This window comes from Stutzerimonas stutzeri (assembly GCF_019090095.1).
Taxonomy (GTDB): domain Bacteria; phylum Pseudomonadota; class Gammaproteobacteria; order Pseudomonadales; family Pseudomonadaceae; genus Stutzerimonas; species Stutzerimonas stutzeri_AN.
Window position 1 is genome coordinate 452,352 of the sequence record NZ_JAGQFP010000001.1, and the last position, 12,112, is coordinate 464,463.

At 63.2% G+C, this 12,112-nt stretch carries 8 protein-coding genes; 2 read left to right on the plus strand and 6 right to left on the minus strand.

What is annotated here, in order from left to right; translation table 11 throughout:
• Nucleotides 1–14 precede the first annotated feature (14 nt).
• Both treS and glgB read left to right on the plus strand, forming a co-directional pair.
• Nucleotides 15–3,338: a maltose alpha-D-glucosyltransferase gene (gene treS / locus KVO92_RS01920; protein WP_217474009.1), complete on the plus strand. Its 3,324-nt coding sequence runs from the start codon at nucleotides 15–17 to the stop codon at nucleotides 3,336–3,338.
• Nucleotides 3,335–5,551 (plus strand): 1,4-alpha-glucan branching protein GlgB, encoded by a 2,217-nt coding sequence (gene glgB / locus KVO92_RS01925; RefSeq protein ID WP_217474010.1) that lies wholly within the window; start codon nucleotides 3,335–3,337, stop codon nucleotides 5,549–5,551. The genes treS and glgB overlap by 4 nt, the downstream gene beginning before the upstream one ends.
• Nucleotides 5,552–5,639: 88 nt before the next feature.
• On the opposite strand, the gene KVO92_RS01930 is transcribed toward glgB, so the two are convergent.
• The 6 genes from KVO92_RS01930 to KVO92_RS01955 form a co-directional block, all read right to left on the minus strand.
• A complete protein-coding gene (locus KVO92_RS01930) occupies nucleotides 5,640–6,656 on the minus strand; it encodes a lysylphosphatidylglycerol synthase domain-containing protein (RefSeq protein ID WP_217474011.1) in 1,017 nt (338 codons plus the stop codon).
• Nucleotides 6,653–7,888 (minus strand): cardiolipin synthase ClsB, encoded by a 1,236-nt coding sequence (gene clsB, locus KVO92_RS01935; protein WP_217474012.1) that lies wholly within the window; start codon nucleotides 7,886–7,888, stop codon nucleotides 6,653–6,655. The genes KVO92_RS01930 and clsB overlap by 4 nt, the downstream gene beginning before the upstream one ends.
• Entirely contained in the window at nucleotides 7,885–8,688 is an 804-nt protein-coding gene (locus tag KVO92_RS01940; protein WP_217474013.1) for an endonuclease/exonuclease/phosphatase family protein, read from the minus strand. The genes clsB and KVO92_RS01940 overlap by 4 nt, the downstream gene beginning before the upstream one ends.
• Entirely contained in the window at nucleotides 8,685–9,602 is a 918-nt protein-coding gene (locus KVO92_RS01945) for a DUF72 domain-containing protein (RefSeq protein WP_217474014.1), read from the minus strand. Before KVO92_RS01945 ends, KVO92_RS01940 begins: the two co-directional genes overlap by 4 nt.
• 9 nt (nucleotides 9,603–9,611) lie before the next feature.
• Nucleotides 9,612–10,883 carry a zinc-dependent alcohol dehydrogenase gene (locus KVO92_RS01950; RefSeq protein ID WP_217474015.1) on the minus strand — a complete coding sequence of 424 codons (1,272 nt, stop codon included), beginning with the start codon at nucleotides 10,881–10,883 and terminating at the stop codon, nucleotides 9,612–9,614.
• Nucleotides 10,884–11,191: 308 nt separating this feature from the next.
• Nucleotides 11,192–12,112 (minus strand): LysR family transcriptional regulator, encoded by a 921-nt coding sequence (locus tag KVO92_RS01955; protein WP_217474016.1) that lies wholly within the window; start codon nucleotides 12,110–12,112, stop codon nucleotides 11,192–11,194.

The following is a 12,112-nucleotide window of genomic DNA, read 5'->3' on the forward strand; positions in this document are numbered from 1 at the left end:
AAAGGAACGAGAACATGGCCAAAGCGCGCAAACCAGCCGCCTTCATCAAAGACCCGCTCTGGTACAAGGATGCGGTGATCTATCAGGTCCACCTCAAATCGTTCTTTGACTCGAACAACGACGGCGTCGGTGACTTCCAGGGCCTGATCGACAAGATCGATTACATTGCCGATCTCGGCGTGAACACCATCTGGCTGTTGCCGTTCTATCCGTCGCCGCGGCGGGACGACGGCTACGACATCGCCGAGTATCGGGGTGTGCACGACGACTACGGAACCATGGCCGACGCCAGGCGCTTCATCGCTGCGGCGCACAAGCGCGGCCTGCGGGTGATCACCGAGCTGGTCATCAATCACACCTCCGACCAGCACCCCTGGTTCCAGCGCGCTCGCAAGGCGAAGAAGGGCTCGGCCGCGCGCAACTTCTACGTCTGGTCGGACACCGACGACAAGTACACCGGTACGCGAATCATCTTTCTCGACACCGAGAAATCCAACTGGACCTGGGATCCGGTGGCCAAGCAGTACTTCTGGCACCGCTTCTACTCGCACCAGCCGGACCTGAATTTCGACAACCCGCAGGTGATGAAGGCCGTGCTCAGCGTGATGCGCTACTGGCTGGATCTGGGCATCGACGGCCTGCGCCTGGACGCGATTCCGTACCTGGTCGAGCGCGACGGCACCAACAACGAAAACCTGCCCGAGACCCACGCGGTGTTGAAGCAGATCCGCGCGGAAATCGACGCCAACTATCCGGACCGCATGCTGCTGGCCGAGGCCAACCAGTGGCCCGAAGACACCCAGTTGTACTTCGGCGGGGAAGACGGCGGACCCGGGGACGAATGCCACATGGCGTTCCACTTCCCGCTGATGCCGCGCATGTACATGGCGCTGGCTCAGGAAGACCGCTTCCCGATCACCGACATCCTGCGCCAGACCCCGGATATTCCGGAGAACTGCCAATGGGCGATCTTTCTGCGCAACCACGACGAACTGACGCTTGAAATGGTGACCGACAAGGAGCGCGACTACCTCTGGAATTACTACGCCAGCGACAAGCGTGCCCGAATCAACCTGGGTATTCGCCGACGGCTGGCACCGCTGCTCGAGCGTGATCGGCGGCGCATCGAACTGCTCAACAGCCTGTTGCTGTCGATGCCGGGCACGCCGGTGATCTATTACGGCGACGAAATCGGCATGGGCGACAACATCTTCCTCGGCGACCGGGACGGGGTGCGCACCCCGATGCAGTGGTCGCTGGATCGCAACGGCGGCTTCTCCCGCGCCGACCCGCCGAGCCTCGTGCTGCCGCCCATCATGGATCCGCTGTACGGCTATCAGGCCATCAACGTCGAGGCGCAGCAGCGCGACCCGCATTCGCTGCTCAACTGGACGCGGCGATTGCTGTCGATCCGCAAGCAGTTCAAGGCGTTCGGACGGGGCAGCCTGAAAATGCTCGCGCCGAGCAACCGCCGGATCCTGGCCTACCTCCGTGAATACACCACGCCGAGCGGCGAGACCGAAGTGATCTTTTGCGTCGCTAACGTTTCGCGCTCGGCCCAGGCCGCGGAACTGGAGCTGTCTCACTACGCCGGGATGGTGCCGGTGGAAATGGTGGGCGGCAGTGCCTTTCCGCCCATTGGGCAATTGCCCTATCTGCTGACGCTGCCTCCTTACGGCTTCTACTGGTTCCAACTGGCAACCAGTCATCAGATGCCTAGCTGGCACCAGGAACCGGTGGAAACGATGCCCGATTTTCAAACGCTGGTCCTCAAACGCTTGGATACGCTGACCGCTGCCAACAAGCGAATCCTCGAAACCGAATCGCTACCGGCCTATTTGCCGAAACGGAGATGGTTCGCCAGCAAGGACGCCGCGGTCGAGTCGATCAAGATCTGCTACAGCGTGCCGTTCGGCGATCCGCAGCGGCCGGTCTTGCTCAGCGAAATATCCGTGCAGGCCGCCGGACGTACCGACCTCTACCAGCTGCCGTTGGGCTTCCTCGATGAGGGCGACTTCGATACCGCATTGCCGCAGCAGCTGGCCATGGCGCGGGTGCGCCGCGGGCCGCAGGTGGGGCTGTTGACCGACGCCTTTGCGCTCAAGCAATTCATCCTGGGCGTGATCCAGGGGCTGCGTGAGGAACAGGTGCTGCCTTGTGGTGAAGGCGAGATTCGCTTCGAACCCATGGCGCAACTGGCCGAGATCGAGCTGTCCGAAGAGGCCGATGTGCGCTACCTGACGGCGGAACAGTCCAACAGCTCGGCGATCATCGACGGCAGCATGATGATCAAGGTGCTGCGCCGTATTTCCTCGGGCGTGCACCCGGAACTGGAGATGGGCCGCTTCCTGACCGAGCAGGGCTTCAACCACATTTCCGCCATGCTTGGGCAGGTGACGCGGGTCAACAAGCAGGGCGAACAGCATGCCCTGATGGTGGTGCAGCGCTTCCTCGACAACCAGGGCGATGCCTGGGAATGGACACTCAATACCCTCGATCGCGCGGTGCGGGACCAGATCGCCGGCGGCGTGTCCCTGCATGAAAACCAGTTCAGCGCGCTCGAGGAGCTGGAAGCCTTCAATCGCCTGCTCGGCCAACGCCTGGGCGAAATGCACATGACCTTGGCGGCCTCGACCGATAATTCCGCCTTCGCCAGCGAGCCGACCGGGCCGGACGACACCCGGGAATGGGAGCAGATGATCTGTGGCCAGGTCACTCGGGCGTTGGACCTGCTGCAAAACCGTCGTGGTGAACTGGAACGTAAGACCGCGACGCTGGTCGATCAGCTGCTGGGACAGCGCGAACAGCTGATGGCGGAGGTCAAACGGTTGGCCCAACGAACGGTGGGCGGGGTGCGCACACGCGTGCATGGCGACCTGCACCTGGGGCAGGTGCTGGTGGTGCAAGGCGATGCGTATTTCATCGATTTCGAAGGCGAGCCGGCGCGTTCGCTGGAGGAGCGCAGAGCCAAGCTCAGTCCGTTCAAGGATGTGGCCGGTCTGCTGCGCTCGTTCGAGTATGCCGCGGCGATGGTCATGCGTAACGCCCAGATCAGCGACAGCTCCGAAACGGCCGATCTGGCGCGGCGGGCCATCTCCGATGCCTACCAGCAGAGCGCGCGTAGCGTCTTCCTCGAAGCGTATCGTGAGGCGACCGCGCAGATGCCACATGCCTGGAAGGACGCCAACGGGGCGGACGCCGCGCTGGCACTGTTCAGCCTGGAAAAGACCGCGTATGAAGTGGCCTATGAAGCAGAGAACCGCCCGGCCTGGCTGCCCGTGCCCCTGCAGGGGCTGGTGGCTCTGGCACAACAGATTTCCGATGGAGGTTCCCAATGAATGAACGACCGGTCGTGACCATGCCCGGAGAAACCCTATTACCCAGTGATGCCGATGTCGACGCGCTGGTACGTGCCGAGCACGGCAATCCGTTCTCGATTCTCGGTCCGCACCCGGACGGAGACGGGCTGGTGGTGCGCGCTTATCTGCCCAATGCGCTTGGCGTCGAGGTGCTGGAGCGCTCCGGCGGTCGTGTGCTGGCCGCGATGGAGCAGGGGCAAGTGCCCGGGTTCTTCTTCACGCGATTGACCAATCCGCAGCCCTATCTGCTGAAGATTCGTTGGGCGGGTGGCGAACAAGTCACTGAAGATCCTTTCAGCTTCGGACCGCAGCTCGGCGAAATGGACCTGTACCTGTTCGCCGAGGGCAACCACCGGCAGCTCGGTCGGGTGTTCGGTGCACAGCCGATGGAAGTCGACGGGGTTCAGGGCGTGCGCTTCGCCGTCTGGGCGCCCAATGCACGGCGCGTCTCGGTGGTGGGCAGCTTCAACGATTGGGACGGACGCCGGCACCCGATGCGCCTGCGGTTCCCGGCGGGCGTCTGGGAGATATTCATCCCCCGGTTACAGCCGGGCGACCGCTACAAGTTCGAGATCCTCGGCCCGCACGGCATCCTGCCGCTCAAGGCCGACCCCGTGGCTCTGGCCACCGAATTGCCGCCGGGCACTGCCTCGGTGATCTCGCACCCGCTCGAGTACCAATGGAAGGATGAAGCCTGGCTGCAGCAGCGGGTGGCGCGGCAATCGCTGCAGGCGCCGATGACCATCTACGAGTTGCATGCCGGCTCCTGGCGACGGGACGGCGGTGATCACGGGCGCCTGTACGATTGGCACGAACTGGCCGAGCGGCTGATCCCTTACGTCGTCGATCTTGGCTTCACCCACATCGAACTCATGCCGATCATGGAACACCCCTTCGGCGGCTCCTGGGGTTATCAGCTGCTTTCCCAGTTCGCCCCCAGCGCCCGCTACGGCAGCGCCCATGATTTCGCCGCGTTCGTCGATGCCTGCCACAACGCCGGTATCGGCGTGATCCTCGATTGGGTGCCCGCGCATTTCCCGACCGATGCCCATGGCCTGGGTGAATTCGACGGCACGGCGCTATACGAATATGCGCACCCCTTCGAGGGCTTCCATCAGGATTGGGATACCTACATCTACAACCTCGGGCGCACCGAGGTGCACGGCTTCATGCTCGCCTCGGCATTGCACTGGCTGCGCGAATTCCACGTCGATGCGTTGCGCGTCGATGCAGTCGCCTCGATGCTCTATCGCGACTATTCGCGCAAGGAAGGCGAGTGGATCCCGAACCGTCACGGCGGCCGCGAGAATCTCGAAGCGATCGACTTCCTGCGCCATCTGAACGATGTGGTGGCGACCGAAACGCCCGGAGCGCTGGTCATCGCGGAAGAGTCTACGGCGTTCCCCGGCGTCAGCAAGCCGACCTCCGACGGCGGCCTGGGCTTCGCGTACAAGTGGAACATGGGCTGGATGCACGACACGCTCAAGTACATCCAGGAAGACCCGATCAATCGCCAGTACCACCATGACAAGTTCACCTTCGGCATGGTCTACGCGTATTCCGAGCATTTCGTCTTGCCGATCTCCCACGATGAGGTGGTGCACGGCAAAGGCTCGCTGATCGACAAGATGCCGGGTGACCGCTGGCAGAAGTTCGCCAACCTGCGTGCGTACCTGTCGTTCATGTGGACGCACCCTGGCAAGAAGCTGCTGTTCATGGGTAGCGAGTTCGGCCAATGGCGCGAATGGAGCCACGACCGTGAGCTGGACTGGCACTTGCTCGACGAGGCTGACCACCGCGGTGTGCAGAACCTGGTCCGTGACCTGAACAGGCTCTACAGCCAGGAACCGGCGTTGCATGAGCTCGATAGCGACCCGCAGGGCTTCCAGTGGCTGATCGGCGACGATCGAGCCAACAGCGTATTCGCCTGGTTGCGCCGTAGTTCCACCGGCCATCCGCTGCTGGTGGTGGGTAACTTCACCCCCGTGGTCCGCGAGGGTTATCGCATCGGTGTGCCGGTCAACAGCCGCTGGCTGGAAGTCTTCAACAGCGATGCCGAGTGCTATGCGGGTTCCAACGTGGGCAACGGTGGCGGGATCCTCGCCGAGGCGGTGCCGGCGCATGGTCAGGACGTTTCGCTGTCGCTGACGCTACCTCCACTGGGCGTGATCATCCTGCGTCCGCAGGTGTGATGGGCTGAGCGCGCAGCCGCCATGAAAAAGCCGGGATCTCCCGGCTTTTTCATGGAAAGACAGTCATGGGCGAACGACGAGCGCTGCGTCAGGCCGCAGTGGGCGGATGCTTCCCGGACGGATCGTCACCGGGGCGGGCCTGATTGCTGGAACGCAGCTTTTTCGCCCGCGCCTCGAGCAGGATGTACAGCACGGTCGCAACGATCAGCGGGATGAGGAAGTAGACCACCCGGTAGCCAATCAGCCCGGCGACGATGGCGCTCTGGCTCAGCTCGCCGGCAAGCATGGCGACGAACACCGCCTCGATCACGCCGAGGCCCGCCGGGATGTGGGCGATCACACCGGCAATGCTGCTGATCATCAACGTTCCGAGCACCGCCGGGTAGGGCACCTTCTGCATGAGCATGAAGTACACCACCAGCGCCATCAGCGCCCAGTTGCTCGCCCCCAGCACCATCTGCAGCGCTGCCAGGCGTAACGAGGGCAGGTGAATCTCGTGTTTGCGGATGGTCCAGTGGCGACGTTTGGAAAAGCCGCAGGCCCATAGATAAACGGCCGCGACCAGCAGCAACACGACGCCCAGCACACGCAACGCCGTCTCGCCGATTTCCCAGCCCTCGGGCGGGGTGATTCCACCCAGCGAGAAAATCAGGCCTGCCAGCCAGATATACCCGAGCCAGTTGGTCAGCACGCTCAGGGTGAACACGCGGGTGATCTGCGAGGCGCGCAGGCCAAGGCGTGAATACAGCCGATAGCGCAGTGCGATCCCGCCCACCCAGGCGCTCAGGTTGAGGTTGAACGCGTAGCAGACAAAGGTCACCGGAATGATCTGTCGAACCGGCAGGTCGTGCCGCGCGTAACCCTTGCCGAGCACATCGAAGCAGCAATACACGGCGTAACTGGCGATGGTCGCGCTACCGGCCAGCCAGAGCAGCTTGGGGTCGTAGTTGCTTAACGTCCGGTAGACCTCGCTCCAGTCGACATTGCGTGCCAGCCCTACCAACAGGCCGGCGACCAGCACGAAGAACACGTAGGTCAGAATCCGTTTGATCAACGGCCAACGACGGCGCCAACCGCTCTGCGAGGTATTCTGCGTCTCGCTCATCGATGCTCTCGTTGCAGGGGAGCGGCCTCGGGCTCGAGCGGCTCGGGATCGATCAGCTGCAACTTCGGACGGTGCGCGGGAAACAGGCCGACCAGCTGCGGGAAATGCCGCAGGAAGTGAAAGATGACGAAGGCCAGCGGTGCTCGCCACCAGTAGCCGCGCACGATTCGCTCCAGCGGAATGCGGCGGCAGTCCTCCTGCAACAAACGATCAAGCTTTTCATGCAGTTGGCGGTTGAAGGTGTGATCACGGATGATCAGGTTCGCCTCCAGGTTCAGCGAGAGGCTGAGCGGATCGAGGTTGCTCGAGCCCACCGTGGACCATTCGTAATCGGCCAGGGCCACCTTGCCGTGCAGCGGGCGGCGGCAGTATTCGTGAATCTCGACGCCGTCGCTCATCAGGTAGTTGTAGAGCATCCGAGCACCGAACTTGGCGATCGGCATGTCTGGCTGACCTTGCAGGATCAGTCGCACCCGTACGCCGCGGCGAGCGGCATTGCGAATCTCGCGCAGCACGCGGTAGCCAGGAAAGAAATAGGCGTTGGCAATCAACAACCTGGAGCGGGCATCTCGAATCGCTTGCAGGTAATGCTGCTCGATGTCGTTGCGATGGTCATTGTTGTCACGGATCACGAACAGGGAACGCGCCTCGCCGCGGTTCACGCCCACAAAGCCATTGCTCTGGTGCGGCGAGCGCCGGTGCCACCAGCGTCGGTGTGCGCGTCCGGATGCGATGACGCTGAGGGCGAATCGGTGGATGTCATGCACCACCGGCCCCTCGACCTTAAGCGCGTAATCCTGCTTGGCCTCCGGGCCGAAATCACCCAGATGGTCGGCGGAAAAATTGATACCGCCGATGAAAGCCACTTGTCCGTCGACCACCACGATCTTGCGGTGCATGCGGCGAAACACGTTGACGCGTTTGCCGAGCAGCCGCTTGCCGGGGTCGAACACGTGAATGCGCACACCGGCCCGCGCCATGGTGGACGCGAACTCGCCGTTCAGGTCGGCAGACCCGTAGCCGTCGACGGTTACGTCGACGCTGACGCCACGCTGGGCGGCATCGACCAGGACCTGTTGCAGCGCCTGGCCGACCTTGTCCTTGAAGAAAATGAAGGTTTCCAGCACGACTTCCTTTTCAGCGGCCGCAATGGCCTCGAACACGGCTGGGAAGAATTCCTCGCCGTTTTCCAGCAACTGAAGACGATTCCCGTCTCTCCAGTGAAAATTCATAGGTGTATCTCCACCGCCAAGGGCAGATGATCGGACAAGTGCGTCCAGGGTTTGTTACCCAGGATCTGCGCCTTGTGGCTCGTCGCGTTGCGCACGTAGATGCGGTCCAGGCGCAGCATCGGCCAGCGGGCCGGGAAGGTCTTGGCGACCTTGCCCTGCGACACGGCGAACACCTCATGCATGCCGGCGCAGCGATCCAGGACCTGCGCGCCTTTCAAGCGCCAGTCGTTGAAGTCACCGGCGACCACCACCGGTGCATCCTGGGGCAGCGAATCGAGCAACTGGCACAACAGGCCGAGCTGCTGCTGCCGATGCGATTCGCGCAGGCCCAGATGCACGCAGATCGCGTGGAACTCAGGGTGGCCGGGGACCTGAAGCACACTGTGCAACAGGCCGCGGCGTTCCGGCCCGGCGATGGAGATGTCGAGGTTCTCGAAGCGCGTGATGGGAAACTTGGACAGCAGCGCATTGCCGTGATCGCCGTCGGGGTATACGGCGTTGCGACCGTAGGCGAAGTCGGTCCATATGCTGTCGGCGAGAAACTCGTACTGGGACATCTTCGGCCAGTCGTGAAAACGCAGGGCGTGCTTTTCGTGGGTGCCCAGCACCTCCTGCAAGAACACCACATCGGCCGACACTGCCCTGACAGCTTCACGCAGTTCCGGCAGGATGAACCGGCGGTTCAGGGCGGTGAAGCCCTTGTGCGTATTAACGGTCAACAGGCGGATCGAATCGACCGCCGAGGACATATGTGCGTCCAGGTCCCGGCTGTCCAGGGGATGATTCTTGTCCAGATTCAAGCCAGTGCTCCTTCCAGTTGACCCGGAGTGGTCTCCAGGTTTTCCTCCAGTCCGAGACGGCGCAGCAGCTGCCGCGCGTCGTATGGGGCTCGGACCTTCACGTCGTTATCGAAATAGCAGTACACGTTGCGTGATTTGCGCGCGGCGGGCTTGGCATCCGAGATCAGATGAGCGTCCTCGGGTTGGCCACCTTCGCTCCAGCGCCGGATGCGCTGGCACCAGTTATCCAGGGCCTGCTCGGTATAGCCGCTGGTGTAGAGCTCCTCGGCGCCATGCAGGCGGATGTAGACGAAATCGCTGGTCAGGTCCTCGCGATACGGCCACTTGCCGGCCGTATCCGCCACCACCAGCGCAACGTCGTACTTGCGCAGCAACGCGATGAAGGCCGGGTCGACAAAACTCTCGTTGCGGATCTCGACGGCATGTCGCAGCCGGCGTTTACGGTCGATCTGCAAATAGCTACGGCCCTCCATCCGCGCCTCGCAGCCCTTGGCCATTTCCAGCGCTGCTTCGGTGTCGTGAGGCAGCAACTGGAGAAAGGTCTCGAACAGCTCGGCGTCGAACTTGAAGGAGGGGGGAAACTGCCAGAGCATCGGCCCGAGTTTGTCCTTGAGCGCCAGCACACCGGAGGCGAGAAAGTTGGCGATAGGCTTTTCCACATCGCGCAGACGCAGGATGTGCGTGATATAGCGCGGTGCCTTGACGCTGAAGACGAAGCCCTTGGGCGTCTCGTCGTACCAGCCGGCGTACAGCTCGGGCCGCTGCAGCGAGTAGAAGGAGCCGTTGATCTCGATACTGCTGACCGCGCGGGAGGCGAACTTCAGCTCGTTTTTCTGAGTGAGCCCCTTGGGGTAGAAGTCGCCTCGCCAGGGTGCGTAGCGCCAGCCCGAAATGCCGATATGGATGGCCGCCATCGACGTCTCCTAGAATCTGCCAGGACTCTGCATGCTGGTCGGATCACTGGCGGGGAAGGTATCGGCAACGGCCTTGTCGACCAGGTTCTCTTCCGAGCCGGAACCGCCCGAGTTGCCCCGCTGCGGCTGCAATTCAACCTTGATCCATCCGCGTTCCCGCCGATCGAAGGCTTCGAAGGCGGCAATGGCGTCGGTCATCGGCTTCACCTGGGTGAGGATCTTCGCCGGATCGATTCGCCGTGCCTGGATCATTTCGATCAGCCGGGGGATGTACTTGCGGTGATGACAGTTGCCCATGTTCATGGTGATGTTCTTGTTCATCGCCATGCCGATGGGGAACGTCGTGGCCTCTGGCGGGTAGACCCCGATGATGGACAGCGTGCCGGCCTTGGCCAGGCCCTGAACCGCCCATTCCAGCGCCTGCGACGGTCCGTCGCCGGGCTGCCATTGAGCGCCCTGGCCCGATTGCGCACCATCGGCGGGCTTGCCGCCGCAGCAGCCGTGTTCGGCATCGATACCGACCGCGTCGATGGCCCGGTCGACGCCGATACCGGCCGTCAGCCGCTTGAGCGTTTCGACGGGGTCTTCCCGGTTGAAATCGATGATCTCGGCACCTTGCTGCTGCGCCATGCGCAGCCGGTCTTCGTACTGGTCGATGGCGAACACGCGCCCGGCGCCAAGCAACTTGGCGCTGGCGATGGCGAACTGACCGACAGGCCCGCAGCCGAACACCGCCACCGTATCACCCGAGCGGATCTCGGCCATTTCCGCACCGAAGTACCCGGTGGGGAAGATGTCCGACAGCAGGATCGCCTGATCGTCGCTGACGTCCGGCGGCAGTTTGACCAGGCCGATGTTGGCGAAGGGGATGCGCGCCTTCTCGGCCTGCATGCCATGGAAGGGCCCGGTTTGCGACGGTCCGCCGTAGAACGACGTGCCGGCTTCCTTGCCGTTCGGATTGGCGACGTCGCATTGGGCGAAATACCCGGAACGGCAATAGGCGCAGTTTCCGCAGGCGATGGTCGAGGGAATCACGACGCGATCGCCGATCTGCAGGTTGCGAACGTCGTCGCCCAGCTCCTCGACGATGCCAACCGCTTCATGGCCGAGAATGGTGCCAGGCTTCATGCCGCTGACGGTGCCGCGCACGAAGTGCAGGTCGGTTCCGCAGATGGCTGAGGCGGTGATGCGGACAATGGCATCGGTAGGGGCTTCGATGCGTGGCTCGGCAACGTCCTCAAGGCGGATATCGCCGACACCGTGATAAACAACAGCTTTCATGGCTACTCCGTAACGCCCACCCCAACCCGTGAGTTCGAGTGGTATGAATGGTTGCTGACATCCTGCGAATGGGCCGGCTCAATGAGAGTCGGTCGGCGTTCCTTCGGGATGGGGCCTGCGTTTCAGCGGGCCATCCAGCAGCACGCTGCGTCGACAGGTGCACCTTCATTGGGACTGATGGCGGCTTTCGCGGTTCATCTTTTTTCGCGGCCACCGCCGCGCAGGCGCGCTGCCGTGGCGCTCTGGAAGGCTGCGCAGGTCCGTCAGCCAGGCCCGCTGCCCGGCGCGATTGCGGAAGGGCGCCGGTATCAGCGCGGTGGCGTAGCCCAGGGCAACTCGCCGGAAAAGGCCTCGACCAGATAGTCGATCATGGCGCGTACCTTGGCGGGCGGACGGCGATCTGCCGGATAGACCACGTGGATGCCGCCGAGCCCCAGCGGAGGTTGGTCCAGCTCGACCGTCACCAGCTCGCCACGGCGCAAGGCCGCCGCGACGATGAATTGCGGCTGGTAAATCAGCCCTTGGTCGCCCACGGCGGCCGCTACCAGTGCGGCACCGTTGTTGGCGATCAGATTGCCTTGAATAGGCACCCGGAACTCGCCGGCCGGGCCGAACGCCCACTCGCGCCCACCCAGCAGGGTCGACAGGCTGTAGCCTAGGCAGTTGTGCCGCGCCAGATCGCTGACCCGCTTTGGCACGCCATGTTGCGCCAGGTAACCGGGTGAGGCGCAAACCAGCAGCGGGCAATCGGCCAGTCGTCTGGCCTGCAGCGGGCTGTCGGTAAGGCGGCCTATGCGCACCGCCATGTCCCAGGTTCCTTCGATCAGATCGACCTGGCTGTCGGTCAACCCCAGTTCCACCCTGACGGCGGGATGGCGGCGGCTGAATTCGGGAATCAAGGGGGCGATGAAGCGCGTACCGAACGACAGCGGCACGTTCATGCGCAGCAGGCCGGTTGCGTCGACCCGCTGCGAGGCAACGCTGGCCTCGGCTTCCTCGATCTCCGGCAGGATACGCAGGCAGGCTTCCAGATAGCTGTTGCCGGCGGCGGTCAGGCTCAGGCGACGGGTGCTGCGGTGAAACAGCTTGACGCCGAGGCGTGCCTCGAGGGCGTCGACGTGCTTGGTCGCCATCGCCGGCGACAGACCGAGCTGACGCGCGGCGGCCGATAGGCTGCCGGCGCTGGCCGCGCGGGTGAAGACACGCATGCCGGTGATTTTATCGAGCAT